Genomic DNA, 13,772 nt, shown 5'->3' with positions numbered 1-13,772 from the left:
AGGATCAGCTCACGGACTGGGCGCGTGCGGCGTCGCGGGCGGCGGCGAGCATCCCCTCACGGGTGGCGATCTTCACCCTCTCACGACCCCGAACCTCACCGGCTGCCTTCTCAGCAGCCTCGACCCGGTGGTACCCCTCCCAATCCACGTAGTCCACACCCTTGGACTCGAGGAGGTCGACGATCGCCGACTCCTCGGGAAACACCGGTTCCGCAAGAACACCAGCACCACGATCAGCGATGAGATGCCCGATCGTCTCCAGAGCATCACCCTTCGTATGCCCGATCAGACCCACCGGACCACGCTTGATCCAGCCGGTCGCATACACACCCGCCACCACATCAGCAGACGGGGCTTCGGCCTGATCCACGGCGTCGACGACGCGTCCCTCATGGTTCGGGATCACCCCGCGGCGGGGATCGAAGGGCAGCTGCGGCAGTGCTGAGCCGGCATAGCCGACGGCGCGGTAGACCGCCTGCACCGGCCAATCCACGAACTCGCCCGTACCCCGGACGTTGCCCGTCCCGTCGAGCTCCTGACGCTCCGTGCGCAGACCTTCGACCTGCCCATCGCCGAGGATCTCGGTCGGGGCATGGAGGAAATGCAGATGCAGCCGCCTGCTCGCTCCGGTCGGTTCACGCAGCGTGAAATCGGTCAGCGTCTTCGCGACCTGCTTGACCTGATTCGATGACTCGATCGCCTCCATCGACCCCTCATCGAACTCGAAGTCCTCCGGATAGACGATGATGTCGACATCCGGCACATGCCCGAGCTCCCGCAGCTCGAGCGGGGTGAACTTCGCCTGCGCGGGGCCCCTGCGCCCGAAGACATGGACGTCGGTGACCTTCGAGGACTTCAGACCCTCGTACACATGATCCGGGATCTCCGTGACCTGCATGTCATCGGCCTGCTTCGCCAACACCCGGGCCACATCCAAGGCCACATTTCCATTCCCGATCACCCCCACGGACTCGGCCTCGAGCGGCCAGGACTGGGAGACATCCGGGTGCGAGTCGTACCAGTTGACGAAATCCGCCGCCCCATACGAGCCCTCAAGGTCGACACCGGGAATGTTCAGAGGCGCATCCGTGATGCACCCGGTGGAGAAGATCACCGCATCATACCGGTCGGTGAGTTCGTCCAAGGTGATGTCGGAGCCGTAGTCGACGTTCGAGAACAGGCGGATATCACCCCGGTCGAGGACCTTGATCAGGGCGTTGATGATGCCCTTGATCCGCGGATGATCCGGAGCCACACCGTACCGGACCAGACCGAACGGGGTGGGGAGTCGCTCGAAGAGATCGATGCTCACCTCGAAATCACGCTCAGCCTTCGTCAACAGATCAGCCGCATAGATCCCAGCGGGACCGGCACCGACAATAGCCACTCGGAAAGGACGGGTCATGGTTCTCCTCAGTCGTTGTCGGGCACATCGACTGTGTGCCCGGTCGGGGGCGAGGTCGTGAGGGAGTTGCCCTCACTCCTCGGCGTTCTGCGGCGGCAGGGCCGCGATGATGGGGTGGTCGAAGGTGCTCACGCCGAAGCCGGCGGCACCTCCCGGAGAGCCGATCGTCTCGAAGAACTCGACGTTGGCGGTGTAGTAGGACTCCCACTGCTCGGGCACGTCGTCTTCGTAGTAGATCGCTTCGACAGGGCACACGGGTTCGCATGCCCCGCAGTCGACGCATTCGTCGGGATGGATGTAGAGGCTGCGTTCGCCTTCGTAGATGCAGTCGACGGGGCATTCCTCGATGCAGGCCCGATCCTTCACGTCGACGCAGGGCTGGGCGATGATGTAGGTCATGGGGTCCTCGTCAGGGCTGGTCGGTGGGTCTGGTCGAAGGCACCGGCGGCGTACGGGCTGAGCCGGACGACGTCGCCGACGATGACGACGGCCGGTGAGCGCACACCCCGGTGTGCGGCCTGGAAGGCGATCGTGCCCAGCGTCCCGACCGTCACCCGCTGGTTCTCGCCGTAGCCGTCCTCGATGATCGCGACGGGGCAGTCGCCGCCGCGGTCGCCGCGGGCGAGCACCATCGCCGAGTGGGTGAGCGTCCCGATGCCCATGAGGATGACGACGGTGTGGTCGCGTCCCCCGCCGAGGTCGCTCAGCTGGTCGTGTCCGGTGACGACGGTGTACGTCGTAGCCAGGCTGCGGTGGGTGAGCGGGATCCCGGCGACCGCGGGCACCGAGTTCGCGCTCGTCACGCCGGGGACCACCTGGGCGACGATCCCCGCCTCCCGGAGGTGGGCGAGCTCCTCACTCCCGCGGCCGAAGACGAACGGGTCCCCGCCCTTGAGGCGCACGACCCGGCGGCCGGCGCGGGCCTGTTCGACGAGGATCTCGTTGATCCGCTGCTGCGGCACCGGGTGGTGTCCGGGGGTCTTGCCGACGTCGATGATCTCCGCGTCCAGCGGCTCTCCCCGTTCGGCGGCGAGTTCGTCGAGGACGGTGCGGGCACCGAGGCGGTCGGCGACGATGACGTCGGCGGTCTCGAGCGCGCGCAGTCCCCGAACCGTGAGCAGGTCGAGGGTCCCGGGTCCCGCGCCGACGAGAAGGACGCTGCCGGGGGCGAAGCGGTCGATGCTCATCCTTCGTCCTCCTCGGCGGGGGTGTGGATGCCGGCGGCCACGGTCGCTCCGGTCTGCTCGTCGATGACGAGGAATCCTCCGGCACGGCCGTGGGTGCGGAAGTCGGGCAGGGTGAGCGCCGCGGACAGCCGCACCTCGGCCACGCCGATGTCGTTGCCGGCGAGCACCTCGGCGGGCTCCGATGCGTTCGTGAGCAGGTTCCGGCGGGATTCGATGCCGATGATGCCCTTGACGGTCGTCGTCCCGGCCTTGACGAGCACCCGGTCGCCGGTGCGGAGGCCGGCGGCGGTGAAGGGGAAGACCTCGGCGCGCAGGGTCTTGCGCACAGGCGGCAGGCTGCCGGCGGCGGCGAGCACGCTGCCGCGTGCGGTGTCGATGTCGTCGGCCAGCCGCAGCGCCACCGAGAGCGGGGCTCCGGCGGATTCGAGCGGGCCGTCGGCGGTGTCGATGCCGGTCACTCTCGTGCGCATCCCGGCCGGGTGGACGTCGATCTCGTCGCCGACGCGGACCCGTCCCGACGTGATCTGCCCGGTCACGGCCCGGTAGTCGCGGAAGTCCTCGGGATCGAGTCCCGGGGCGAGTCCGCCCTGCGGGCGGAGCACGGACTGGACGTCGAGGCGGAAGGGCTCGAGGTCGGCCTGGTCCTCCTCGATGCTCGGCAGGGTCTCGAGGAGTTCGAGCAGGGAGGGACCCTGGTACCACGGGGTGTTCGCCGAGGCGGCGGCGACGTTGTCCCCGGCGAGCGCGGAGACGGGGATGAGGTGGGGTGCCTCGAGGCCGATCTCCTCGGTGATCGCACCGACCTCACGGGCCACCTCGGCGAAGGCGGCCTCATCGTAGTCGAGGAGGTCGATCTTGTTGATCGCGACGATGACGTGGCGGATGCCGAGGCGGTGGACGACGGTGAGGTGGCGGCGGGTCTGCTCGGTCGCGCCGTTGCGGGCGTCGATGAGGACGACGACGGCGTCGGCGGTCGTCGCGCCGGTGACCATGTTCCGGGTGTACTGGACGTGTCCGGGGCAGTCGGCGAGGATGAACGAGCGGCGGTCGGTGGCGAAGTACCGGTAGGCGACGTCGATCGTGATGCCCTGTTCGCGTTCGGCCCGGAGGCCGTCGGTGAGGAGGGCGAAGTCGAACTCGCCGCCGACGAAGCCGCGTTCGGCGCTCGTCGCGGTCACGGCCGCGAGCTGGTCGGCGAGGATCGCCTTCGCATCGTGGAGGAGGCGTCCGACGAGGGTCGATTTGCCGTCGTCGACGGAGCCGGCGGTGGCGAACCGCAGCAGCGTCTTCGTGGTCGTGGGGGCAACAGTCGTCATCAGAAGTATCCGTCCTTCTTCCGGTCCTCCATGGCGGCGGCGGAGATCCTGTCGTCGGCGCGGGTGGCGCCGCGTTCGGTCACGGTGGTCACCGCCACCTCGGCGACGACGGAGGCGATGTCGGCGGCGGTCGATTCGACCGCTCCGGTGCAGCTCATGTCCCCGACCGTGCGGTAGCGCACGGACCGGGTGACGACGTCCTCGCCGGGTCGCGGCTGGGAGAACTCCCCGGTCGCCCACCACATGCCGTCGCGGGAGAAGACCTCCCGGTCGTGGGCGAAGTAGAGGGGTGGGAGTTCGATGCCCTCGCGGGCGATGTAGGTCCACACGTCGAGTTCGGTGAAGTTCGAGATCGGGAACACGCGCACATGCTCTCCGGGGGTGTGGCGGCCGTTGTAGAGGTTCCACAGCTCGGGGCGCTGGTTGCTCGGGTCCCACTGGCCGAACTCGTCGCGCAGGGAGATGATGCGCTCCTTCGCTCGCGCCTTGTCCTCATCCCGGCGGGCCCCGCCGAAGACGGCGTCGTACCCTCCGGCGGCGATCGCGTCGATGAGCGGCTGCGTCTGCAGGGTGTTGCGGGTGCCGTCGGCGCGTTCGCACAGCCGCCCGTCGTCGATGTAGTCCTGGACCTTGGCCACCGTGAGGTTCAGCCCGTAGCGCTCTGCCGTGCGGTCGCGGTAGTTCAGTATCTCCGGGAAGTTGTGCCCGGTGTCGACGTGGAGGAGGCCGAAGGGGATCTTCGCCGGCCAGAACGCCTTGGCCGCGAGGTGGAGGACGGTGACGGAGTCCTTGCCGCCGGAGAAGAGGAGGACCGGCTTCTCGAATTCGGCGGCGACCTCGCGGATGATGTGGATGGCCTCGGATTCGAGGACGTCGAGGGTCGTCGGTGTGGTGGTGTCGATGCTCATACGTGCAGCCCGCATTCTGTCTTGGAGAAACCTGCCCAGCGCCCGGACCGCGGATCCTCTCCGGGGGCGACCCTGCGTGTGCAGGGCTGGCACCCGATCGACGGGTAGCCCTGGTTGAGGAGGGGGTTGACCGGGACCCCGAAGGCCCCGGCGTAGTCGAGGAGGTCGTCGAAGGACCACGCGGCCACGGGGTTGACCTTGATGAGGCCGTTCTTCTCGTCGAAGGTCACCAACGGGGTGTTCGCCCGTGTCGGCGCCTCGTCGCGGCGGACCCCGGTGAACCAGAGTTCGTAGCCGGACAGCGACTGCTTGAGCGGCGCGACCTTCCGGCGGGCGCAGCAGAGGCCGGGGTCGCGGGCGAAGAGATCGGCACCGAATTCGGCGTCCTGCTCGGCCACGGTCTGTTCGGGGATGACGTCGACGATGCGCACGTCCATCGTCCGGGCGACCTCGTTGCGGGTCTCGTACGTCTCCGGGAAGTGGTAGCCGGTGTCGAGGAAGAGCACGTCGACGCTGGGCAGGTACTGCGCGACGTAGTGCGGCAGCGCCGCATCGGCCATCGAGCAGGCCACGGCGGCGGCGCGGACGTCGACGTGCTTCGAGACCCAGCGGATGACGTCGGCCGGACTCGCCTCGGGCACCCCGTTCTCGGGGTCACCGGCGAGCTCGCGGGCTCCCGCCTCGGCGAGGGCGCGCAGCTCCTCGAGGGAGCGCTTGGCAGGCGGCGTCACCGCGGCCTCGGCGGTCGCAGTCGGCTGGGTGCCGGCGGTCTGGGTGTCAGTGGGCTGGGTGTCAGTGGGCTGGGTCTTCGTCATACGAGCTCCTCATCGTCGACTCGGTGTGCCCACTCGGAGAACGTCTCGGTCTCGGACCGGCCGGCGAGGAAGCGGCGCACGAGGGTCTCGACGTAGTCGCTGAGATCGTCCGCGGTGACCTTGAGGCCGCGCACGGTGCGGCCGAGGCCGGCCTCATCGCGGTCGCTCGAGGCCAGTCCCCCGCCGACGTGGACCTGGAACCCGGGCTTCTGCTCCCCGTCGTCGGTGGTCACCAACTGGCCCTTGAGTCCGATGTCGGCAGTCTGGATGCGCGCGCACGAGTTCGGGCAGCCGTTGAGGTGGAGGCTGATCGGGTGCGGCAGGTCGATCTCGGCCAGGCGCGCTTCGAGGGTCGCGATGGTGTCCGCGGCGGTCTGCTTCGTCTCGACGATCGCGAGTTTGCAGAATTCGATGCCCGTGCATGCGATGGTCGACCGGCGGAAGAGGTCCTTGCGGCTCGAGAGGCCGACCGCGTCGAGGTCGGCGACGACCGCGTCGATGTCCTCCTCCGGGATGTCGAGGAAGAGGATCTTCTGGTGCGGGGTCGTCCGCAGCCGGGTCGAGCCGTACTTCTCGGCGATGTCGACCATCTGTCCGAGCAGGGTTCCCGAGGCGCGGCCGGCGATGAGGCTGACCCCGATGTAGTACTTCCCATCGGCCTGGCGATGGACGCCGACATGGTCCCCTTCGGTCAGCGGCTTCGCGGGGGCCGGGCCGTCGGCGAGGCGGTAGCCGAGGTACTCGGTCTCGAGGATCTCGCGGAACTTCTCCGGACCCCATTCGGCCATGAGGAACTTCAGGCGGGCCTTGTTGCGCAGGCGGCGGTAGCCGTAGTCGCGGAAGATCTCTGTCACGCCCAGCCAGGTCTCGACGACCTGGTCGGGGGCGACCCAGGCGCCGAGGCGTTCGGCGAAGCGGGGAACGGTCGACAGTGCCCCGCCGACCCAGAGGTCGTAGCCGATGCCGTGCTCAGGATGCTCGACGGCGACGAACGAGCAGTCGTTGATCTCGTGGACGACGTCCTGGCTGGGGTGCCCGGTGATCGCGGTCTTGTACTTCCGCGGCAGATTCGCCAGGCTCTCATCCCCGATGTAGCGGCGGGAGATCTCCTCGATCGCCGGGGTCGGGTCGATGAGTTCATCGGCGGCGATGCCGGCGACCGGTGAGCCGAGGATGACGCGGGGGACGTCACCGCAGGCCTCGGTTGTCTGGAGCCCGACGGCTTCGAGTCGTCGCCAGATCTCGGGGACGTCCTCGATCGCGATCCAGTGGAGCTGGATGTTCTGCCGGTCAGTGAGGTCGGCAGTGCCGCGGGCGAAGTCGTTGGAGATGTCGGCGATCGTGCGCAGCTGCTCGGTCGTGAGCCTGCCGCCGTCAATGCGCACGCGGAGCATGAAGTACTCGTCCTCGAGCTCGTGCGGCTCGAGGGTGGCGGTCCGCCCGCCGTCGATGCCCGGCTTGCGCTGGGTGTAGAGGCCCCACCAACGGAAGCGGCCGTGGAGGTCATCGGGGTCGATCGACGCGAACCCGGACTTCGCGTAGACCTCTTCGATCCGTGCACGGACGTTGAGGCCGTTGTCCTCGGCTTTGAACACCTCGTTGCCGTTGAGCGGTTCGCGGCCGTCGATCTTCCACTGCCCGTTGGACTTCTTCGGTCGCGTCGCGGCCCTGTCTGCGCGGCCTGCGGCGCGCTGCTCCACGTCTGTGGACATTGCCATCTCCCCATGCTGGTGCGATTGCTAGGTCAGCCACGCTACACACCGACAGGATTGCTCAACAAATTAGGCTCGCATAAGCTCGTCATTGTTCGACATATGACGCTGTGCGACGCCGCATGACGGATCGCAGGGACGGGGTTGACGTCGATTCAGAGGACTGCGACCATACGGTCGCGCACGATGTCGACGAGCTGTCTTGGGGCTGGTGACGACGGGTGGAGGAGCGGTGCGGAGAGGCGACCGCCGACTGTTGCGAGCAGTCGGGCCGCGAGGTCGTCGAAGTAGCCGGGCGCGAGGAGGTAGTTGGCGGCGACGAGCCGACGGCCGAGGTGACTCTTCTGCTCAACAATGTCGCGGAGGTTGTCGCGGTCTCCGGCGAGGAAGGTCGTGTGCACAGGACGCGCGAGGGTCTCGGCGAGGAGGTTTCCGACGGCGCGGGACGCGTCGTTGGCGCGTTCGTCGCTCGATCCGGCCGCGACGAGAATGACCTCGTCGCCGTCGTCGAGGGCCGGCAGATTCGCCGCGAGGAGTTCGGCGAGGCGAGGGTCCGGACCGAGGGTCCCGGCGACGCGGATGTCGCGGACAGGCCGGCCGGGAACCGAGCCCATTCCGTCCGGGGCGGGACCGCCGGCGCCTGCGACCGCCTCGGCGAGGTCGACGTGGACATGGTAGCCCGGTGAGAGGAGGAGGGGGACGAGGACGGTGGTGCGATCCGCGGGCAGGGTCGCGAGCACCTCGGCGACGTCGGGGGCCTGGACGTCGACGTGGCCGAGGGCGAGGGTGTCGGTGATCCCGCGCTCGCGCAGGTCGGCGGCGACCGCCTCGGCGAGGGCCAAGATGACGGCCTGACCGTCGGGAGAGGACGTGCCGTGGGAGATGAGACCGAGGACAGGCTGCATCGCCTCATCGTGCCAAGACCGCGCAGGCGCGGTCAACGCGACGTCATCGTTCCTGTGCCAGGACGGCAACAGCCGTCGCGGATCGCGCACACGATTCCGTCCTCCGTGGGGTGCGGAGCGGGAGATGATGGTGATCACCGACGAGCAGAGGAGACGGACGATGAGAGTGATGCGCAGCGCAGGGCGACGAGCGGCAGCGGTGGCAGCGATGGCGCTGGCACTGGCGGGATGCGGGATGGGCGGAGACTCCTCTGACGCACAGCAGCCGCCCGAGGTTTCGACTATCGGGGCGGAGACCCCGACGCCGAGTCCCACGCCGACCGAGGAGTCTGCCTCGCCGGACGCCTCGGAGGACCCGTTCGCCGATGCCGCCCGCACCACCTCGTGGGCAAGCGATGAGGCGATGAAGATCGACAAGGACGGCAACGGGACGATTCCCGCCGCCTCCCTCGAAGCCGATCTCGTCGACCTCTTCGCGAACAAGTTCGATATGTCGGTCAAGGAGGCGAAGTGCGAGCAGGACATGACGGTGACGGACTGGTCCGGGTTCGAATCGTGCAATGTCGTCGATGAGGAGATGACCTATTTCGGAACCATCGAACTCATCGACCACAAGGACAACATGGTCGAGTACGAGGTGATGTTCCCCGGCATCGACAAGGACGACGTCGATTTCTGAGGCGGACCCTGTGGGCCCGGCCGATACCTACGCGGACCCGGTCGGCGTCCGCTCCGCATCCCACCAGTCGAGGACCCGCAGCGCCTGCGCCGTCACCCATTTCGACGGCTCTCCCGTCGGGGCATCGACGTGGACCCACACGTCTCCGGCTAGGCGGTGCCCCTGCAGCCACGTTCCATCGTCCTGTCGCTGCGCGCGGATGCGCTCGATCGCCTCGGCCAGGCGCGGGTCGGGAGCGGTGCCGTCTGTGAGGCCGGCATCGCGGAAGTAGTCGGCCGCGGCGAGGATGCTGTAGTAGGCCCGTCGCGGATGCGCCAGACTGAACGCGTTCATCGAGTACGGCTCGCCGTTCGACGCTCGCTTGAAGAGGCTCCTGACCAGCAGGTACTCCTCCCCCGCCGCGCGTGCGTCGGCGACTCGGGCGGAATCCCCCGTACGCTGCTGATAGTCGAGGAGGCCGACGAGGGCGTTGAGCGTCGAGTGGAAGGACGACCGGGTCGAACCGTTGACCCATTCGCAGTTCCACCCGCCGTCGGTCAGCTGGTGATCGAGGAACCATTCGACGATGCCGTCGACGTCGGCACCGAGCCAGAGGCCTTTCGACAGCGTCCACGAGTTGATGCAGACGTCGACCTCACCGCCCCAGTACGGCATCTCCTCGTACTCCCAGCGCACGGGCTCGAGCTTCTCCGCGGTCCCGGCGAGCACCGCGGCATCGACACCCCATTCGCGGAGGTCCTTGAGCGCCCACGTCGTCGCCGTCCACGGCTGCGGGCCCTCACCGCGGAATCCAGCGGGGAAGAAGGGGCCGCCTGCCCATTGGCCGTCGGCGTCCTGATGGGAGAGGAGTTCGGCACCGAACCCCTCGCTGGGCACCCGCGCCCTCGTCGCCTGCCATGTCTGCTCATCGGCGCCAAGGAGGTCGCGCTCGACCTGCCATCGCAGCGCCGGATCGGAGTCGAGGAGCCAGTCGGTCACGTTCGCAGCGATCATCGTCGATCCTCCGCCGAGGCGCCTGCGCGCCGGGACCCGGACCTCGGGTCCTGGGTCCGAGTCTAGGCGGGTGAGGAACCAGCGGGCCAGACCCCGTGGCGCGCGACCTCCTCGGCGAGGATCTGCGGCCAGGAGACGAGGTCGGTCGGGGTCTGGGCGACGGTGAGCCGGGACTCGGGCAGCAGCGCATGCAGGCCCTGTGCGGTCGCCAGCGGATGGGAGGGGTCGTTGACCCACGCGAGGATCCGCGTTGGAATCGCGTGCCCCTCGAGTCGTGCGGGATCGGGCAGGTCGCTGCCGGCGGCACCGCGCAGGACTGCGGGAAGGAGCGGCAGCGGCACCTCAGGTCGGGTGCTCGGCGCGTCGGCGAGCGTCGGCGGCTGCGGAGTTTGGGCACTGGCTGCGAGGTACTCATCGAAGCCGCCGCCCTCGATGAGATCCGCGGCCTGCCGATAGACCTCGGCCTTGGCCGGACGCGTCTCCCATGCAGTCGGGGGCACGACGAGGGTGAGTCCCGAGAAGCGGTCGGGGTCGAGGATGAGAGCGTGGAGGAGGGTGGCAGCGCCCATCGAGGGTCCGACGCCGTGGACCCGCTCCCCGGGGAAGTGGATGTCAAGGAGGGCGAGAAGGTCTTCGGCCAGGCTCGGCCACCGGTAGTCCTCGGCGACCGGCCGGCCCGTCGAGAGGCCGTGTCCGCGGGCGTCGTAGCGCAGCAGCCGGGTTCCGCTCAGCCCCACCCCGAGATCGAGCTGAAGCACCCTGTCGCGCGCCCGGGATGAGGTGAGTCCGTGGAGCTGGACGACGGGGGCGCCGCCTTCATCGGAGAGCTCCGCGGCGATGTCAGCACCATCGAGACGATGAATCACGTGCCCTCCCGGCTGTCGGCCCACTGCGGTGCCTCTCACGTTAGAGTAGCGGCATGCGTCTGACCAACGTGTCTCACCTGCGGCTGCCCTTCGGTCGTCTCTACGGCTACGACGTCGAGGCGGGTCCCCCCGAACGCCGGCTGCCGATCTCGTTCGACCAGCGCCGCCACGTCTCAGCGGGGTCGAGACCCGGCTCGTGGATGGCGCTGTCCCTGCAGCTGCCCGGCGACGTCGACCGCGACGACCTCGCGTCCGCGTGGTGGGCGGTGATGGAACGCCACGGCACGCTGCGGTCGGCCTTCTCCACCGACGAATCCGGTGAGCTCGCCCTCGGCGAGATCGCGCTCCTCTCCGGTCGCTGGCGCGAGCACCCCATCGCCCAGGGCCAGGCCGTCAACGACGCCCTGCGCGAGGTGCTCGATGAGGCGTGCACCCCCTTCGCCCGCCCGTCCCATCGTCTCTGCGTCCTCGAGACCGCTGCCGGATCGACGGTCATCATCGGCGCCGACCACGCCCACGTCGACATGTGGTCGATGCTCGTCATCGCCCGCGACCTCCTCTCGGCGCTGGCCGCGATCTCCTCCGGTGTCGCCCCGGCCCTCGACGCCGCCCCCGAGTTCGCCGAGCACACGGCTGCCCTGTCCGAGCCCGGTCCCCCGCCGCCCGAGGTGAGCAGGCGGTGGCGCGAGATCCTCGAGGCCGGTGACGGGTTCATGCCGCGCTTCCCCCTCCCCCTCGGTGAGGCCGCCGCCCACCTCGAACGCGTCGAGGTCCGCGATGTCTTCGACGTCCACTCCTCGGCCGCGTTCTCCGCGCAGGCGCGAGCCGACGGCGTCTCGACGCTCACCCTGGCGCTCTCGGCGATGGCGGAGGTCACCCGCACGGTCAGCGGTGCCCCGCTGCGCGCGGTCTTCCCCGTCCACAGCCGCTTCGAGGAGAAGTGGAACGACGCCGTCGGCTGGTTCATCACGAACTCCGTCCTCGAAGTCACCGATCCCGCCCCGCAGGCGACTTCCCGGTCGGTGCGCGAGGCCATCGAACTCGGTTCGCATCCCCTCGCCGAGGTGCTCGCCCCGTGGGGCGGCATGCCCGAGGCCCCGGGGATGTTCGCGATCTCGTGGCTCGACCTGCGCAGGCTTCCGGTCCGGATCGACTCGACGGGGCTCGACGCCCAGTACGTCGGGGCGACGATCCGCACCGACGGGGTGATGCTGTGGTTCATCCTCGACGAGAACGGTCTGCACCTGCGCTGCCGGTATCCTGACACCGAGGAGGCACGGGCGAACGTCGGCGGGTGGCTCGACGCCCTCGTCGCACGGATGCAGGACATCGCCGCCCACTCGGTCGGCGATGTCCTCGACGTCGACGGTGAGCAGTTCCGGGTCTCGCGAGCGAAGCGCGCCGATGTCCCCGCGATCCTCGACCTCCTCGGCGAGGAGATGCCGAGCACGGAGGTGCGCGACCGCCTCCACGCGGCGATCACCCGGGACCGCTCGCACTACCTCGCCGTCGTCCGGGACGCATCCGGTGCGGTGGTCGGGACGATGGAGCTCACCTTCGTTCCCGGGTTCTCCCAGGGCGGGACGCTGCGCCTCGAGGTCGCCGGCTTCCGCGCGATCACCTCCGACATCGGAGCGGCGATGCTCAGGTGGGTCCACGAGCAGGGGATCAACCGCGGCGCGGACCTCACCCAGATGACGACCGAGGTCGACCGCGAACTCGTCACCGACCTCGGCTACACCCCGGAACAGGGTCGTTTCGTCCTTCGTCTGAGTGACGACTCCGATGGCTGAGTCCGCACCCCGCCGAGGCGGTCCCCGGCTTCTCACCACGGGTCGCGGCCGGGGTGAGGCACCGCTGACGCTGAGGTCACCGCAGACCCGCCTCGAATCGCTGGCCACTCGCTTCGCAGTCGTCGCCTTCGTCCTCACCGCGATCGTCGTCGTCCTCGTCATGGCCGGACAACGGCTGCCGCTCGGCGGGGCCGACTCGCTCGGAGCCCTCGCAGCGTGGCCCGCCTCCGTCGCGTCCGGGCTCGGGTTCGCCCTCTCCTATCTGCGCAGCAGCAGACGGCCCGATCTCGCATGGCGGCGGAGGCTGCCATGGGTCAAGCGCATCATCGACCTCATCGCCCTGATCTCAGCGGTGGCAATGGTGGCGAGCATCATCGTCCACGCCGTCTTCCAGGTCTTCCAGCTCGGTTTCCGCGGGCTCACGGTCGATCCGCTCGGCGGCGCCGCACTCGCCGGGGCGGCCGCGGCGGCGTGCGCCTATTTCGCGGTGATCATCGCCGACGAGGTGACGAGTGTCGTCGTCGTGGGCCTCGTCGTCGCCGATCTGTTCCTCGGCACACTGGCGAGTATGATCCAGTCCCCGGAGGCCACGTGGTGGCAGTTCCACTTCTCCCGTCTGGGCAACGACACGGGAATCAACGGGTACCAGTTCAACATCTCGCTGCAGATCGCCGGCCTCCTGCTCACCACGCTCGCCAACCACATCGGGCACGACATCGCCCTGGGGCTGCGCCACCGCGGCATCCGCGACCCTCGCCGCATCACGATCCTCACCTGGGAATTCGCTGCCATCGGCATCTGCATGATCGTCGTCGGCTCGGTCCCCGACGCGGTGAACTTCCCCGTCCACGTCAGCGCCGGGGCGGGCATGGTCGTCTCCTTCCTCGCCTTCTTCCTCACGCTGCTCCGACTCGCGCCCGGTCTGCCGAAGGACTTCACCGCCACCTCGTTCGTGGTCGTCGCCGCCGTCGCCGCAGCCATCCTCCTCTGGGTGCCCCTGGGCTACTACAACCTCACCGGGATGGAGACCATGGCAGCCGGCGTGCTCTTCGCGTGGCTCTTCCTCCTCGCCCGCACGACCCAGGCGTATGCGGAGGCACCGACCACCGGCTGACCGCCACCGGTGACAGTCCTCCCGCCGGCGACGCTCCGCCCGCCCGCGGGACCTACGGCCACGGCACCTCCGCCTACGG

The 13,772-nt window shown here is 69.0% G+C and carries 13 protein-coding genes; 3 read left to right on the top strand and 10 right to left on the bottom strand.

The genetic code is table 11. From position 1 onward, the window contains the following. Positions 1-4 precede the first annotated feature (4 nt). From ACQ1RG_RS09225 to ACQ1RG_RS09190, 8 genes are all read right to left on the bottom strand, one after another. On the bottom strand, positions 5-1,405 hold the full coding sequence (locus tag ACQ1RG_RS09225) for an FAD-dependent oxidoreductase (RefSeq protein WP_430600065.1): 1,401 nt from the start codon (positions 1,403-1,405) through the stop codon (positions 5-7). A 72-nt stretch (positions 1,406-1,477) separates the two neighbouring features. After that, positions 1,478-1,804, bottom strand: a complete 327-nt coding sequence (gene fdxA, locus ACQ1RG_RS09220; protein WP_009379106.1) for a ferredoxin — start codon at positions 1,802-1,804, stop codon at positions 1,478-1,480. Continuing rightward, positions 1,801-2,592 (bottom strand): uroporphyrinogen-III C-methyltransferase, encoded by a 792-nt coding sequence (gene cobA, locus ACQ1RG_RS09215; protein WP_430600063.1) that lies wholly within the window; start codon positions 2,590-2,592, stop codon positions 1,801-1,803. The genes fdxA and cobA overlap by 4 nt, the downstream gene beginning before the upstream one ends. Next, complete coding sequence (locus ACQ1RG_RS09210; RefSeq protein WP_009379102.1) at positions 2,589-3,908, bottom strand: sulfate adenylyltransferase subunit 1; 1,320 nt, start codon at positions 3,906-3,908, stop codon at positions 2,589-2,591. Before ACQ1RG_RS09210 ends, cobA begins: the two co-directional genes overlap by 4 nt. Further along, complete coding sequence (gene cysD, locus ACQ1RG_RS09205) at positions 3,908-4,816, bottom strand: sulfate adenylyltransferase subunit CysD (RefSeq protein WP_430600061.1); 909 nt, start codon at positions 4,814-4,816, stop codon at positions 3,908-3,910. Before cysD ends, ACQ1RG_RS09210 begins: the two co-directional genes overlap by 1 nt. After that, positions 4,813-5,631 (bottom strand): phosphoadenylyl-sulfate reductase, encoded by an 819-nt coding sequence (locus ACQ1RG_RS09200; RefSeq protein WP_430600060.1) that lies wholly within the window; start codon positions 5,629-5,631, stop codon positions 4,813-4,815. The genes cysD and ACQ1RG_RS09200 overlap by 4 nt, the downstream gene beginning before the upstream one ends. Then, positions 5,628-7,343 carry a nitrite/sulfite reductase gene (locus tag ACQ1RG_RS09195; RefSeq protein WP_131248322.1) on the bottom strand — a complete coding sequence of 572 codons (1,716 nt, stop codon included), beginning with the start codon at positions 7,341-7,343 and terminating at the stop codon, positions 5,628-5,630. Before ACQ1RG_RS09195 ends, ACQ1RG_RS09200 begins: the two co-directional genes overlap by 4 nt. A 155-nt stretch (positions 7,344-7,498) precedes the next feature. After that, positions 7,499-8,248: a CbiX/SirB N-terminal domain-containing protein gene (locus tag ACQ1RG_RS09190; protein WP_131248323.1), complete on the bottom strand. Its 750-nt coding sequence runs from the start codon at positions 8,246-8,248 to the stop codon at positions 7,499-7,501. A 124-nt stretch (positions 8,249-8,372) separates the two neighbouring features. On the opposite strand from ACQ1RG_RS09190, the gene ACQ1RG_RS09185 reads away from it, so the two are divergent. Beyond that, the gene (locus ACQ1RG_RS09185; RefSeq protein WP_240941068.1) at positions 8,373-8,927 is read left to right on the top strand and encodes a hypothetical protein; all 555 of its coding nucleotides are present in this window, start codon (positions 8,373-8,375) and stop codon (positions 8,925-8,927) included. Between the two features lie 27 nt (positions 8,928-8,954). Here ACQ1RG_RS09185 and ACQ1RG_RS09180 read toward each other — a convergent pair whose 3' ends face one another. Both ACQ1RG_RS09180 and ACQ1RG_RS09175 read right to left on the bottom strand, forming a co-directional pair. Next, positions 8,955-9,920: a squalene cyclase gene (locus ACQ1RG_RS09180; RefSeq protein ID WP_131248324.1), complete on the bottom strand. Its 966-nt coding sequence runs from the start codon at positions 9,918-9,920 to the stop codon at positions 8,955-8,957. Between the two features lie 62 nt (positions 9,921-9,982). Next, entirely contained in the window at positions 9,983-10,786 is an 804-nt protein-coding gene (locus tag ACQ1RG_RS09175; protein ID WP_131248325.1) for an alpha/beta fold hydrolase, read from the bottom strand. 53 nt (positions 10,787-10,839) lie between these two features. Here ACQ1RG_RS09175 and ACQ1RG_RS09170 point away from each other — a divergent pair, with 53 nt between their 5' ends. Continuing rightward, on the top strand, positions 10,840-12,579 hold the full coding sequence (locus ACQ1RG_RS09170) for a condensation domain-containing protein (protein ID WP_063249200.1): 1,740 nt from the start codon (positions 10,840-10,842) through the stop codon (positions 12,577-12,579). Continuing rightward, positions 12,572-13,693: a DUF998 domain-containing protein gene (locus ACQ1RG_RS09165; RefSeq protein ID WP_430600059.1), complete on the top strand. Its 1,122-nt coding sequence runs from the start codon at positions 12,572-12,574 to the stop codon at positions 13,691-13,693. Before ACQ1RG_RS09170 ends, ACQ1RG_RS09165 begins: the two co-directional genes overlap by 8 nt. Positions 13,694-13,772: the final 79 nt, after the last annotated feature.

Source organism: Brevibacterium sp. K72, assembly GCF_050562175.1.
Lineage (GTDB): Bacteria > Actinomycetota > Actinomycetes > Actinomycetales > Brevibacteriaceae > Brevibacterium > Brevibacterium casei.
The sequence above is the reverse complement of the archived record's forward strand: the minus strand, read 5'-3'. Positions and strand labels throughout refer to the sequence as shown.